Consider the following 968-nt stretch of genomic DNA (forward strand, 5'->3'; position numbering starts at 1 on the left):
ACCCGGCCGCCGCCGAACGCAGCAGCGGCTACGTCCTCGGCGGCATCTCCCCGCTGGGCCAGCGCCGCCCCCTGCGCACCGTCATCGACGCCACCGCCCTCGCCCACCTCACCGTGTACGTCTCCGCCGGCCGCCGCGGCCTGGAGGTCGAGCTCTCCCCCGCCGACCTCGTCACCCTCACCGACGCCCGCACCGCCCCCATCGCCCGCCTCTCCTGACCACCCCCGCCAGGACGTGCGCCGAGGTGGTGCACCCACCTCAGGAGGGGCGCGGGGGACCGCCGTCCGACCCCCCGCCCCTCAGCCGTCCCGCCGGTCCTCCACCGGAGCCCCGGCGTCCACGGCCGGAGGCCCCGGCACCCAGTACGGCGGCGGGTCCTCCTCCCGCTTCCCGAACGCCGCCGACAGCGCCAGCAACAGCACCATCGCCGCCATCGGCCACGCCAGCACCGCCCCGTACGCCCCGAGGTCGATGTCCGCCTGGAAGTGCCCGCCGTTCCCGACCCGCCGCGCCTCCGCGACCAGGTCGCGGCCCGGCCCGAGCCACCGCCCGAGCCCCCACGCCCCCACCGACGCCAGCAGGCCGCCGACCGCGAGCCCGACCGCCACCGCGATGCCGCCGCCCCGCTTCCGGGTGAGCAGGAACGCCCCCAGCGCGGTCAGGATCCCCATCCCCAGCCCGATCAGCACGAACACGCTGTCGGCCCCGGCCCGCTGCTCCCCCTCCGGGTCCCCGTAGAGGATCTTGTTGCCGTCCACCACCAGCGGCACCTTGGGCGCCAGCCAGGCCCACAGCCCGCCCATCACGACCCCCAGCACCAGGCAGGCCAGCACCGTGGCCGCCCCGGCCCTCAGCTCGGGCAGCAGCCGCTGCGCCAACGGCTCCGCCGGCCGCTTCCCGCCGCCCGCCAGGTCCAGCCCCGGCGGCAGTGCGTACGGATCACGTGCGGCGGGCGGACCGGCCGCGGC

Annotated in this window: 2 protein-coding genes; one reads left to right on the plus strand and one right to left on the minus strand. The window is 77.9% G+C overall.

Features of this window, described 5'->3' with window-relative positions; all coding sequences use genetic code 11:
- A partial coding sequence (locus ABD308_RS04205; RefSeq protein WP_344325701.1) for a YbaK/EbsC family protein occupies positions 1 to 218 on the plus strand: 218 nt, incomplete at its 5' end.
- A gap of 81 nt (positions 219 to 299) precedes the next feature.
- Here ABD308_RS04205 and ABD308_RS04210 read toward each other — a convergent pair.
- Positions 300 to 968 (minus strand): ABC transporter permease (locus tag ABD308_RS04210; protein WP_344325704.1); only part of this gene is annotated, 669 nt, incomplete at its 5' end.

The organism is Kitasatospora putterlickiae, assembly GCF_039527695.1.
Taxonomy (GTDB): Bacteria; Actinomycetota; Actinomycetes; order Streptomycetales; family Streptomycetaceae; genus Kitasatospora; species Kitasatospora putterlickiae.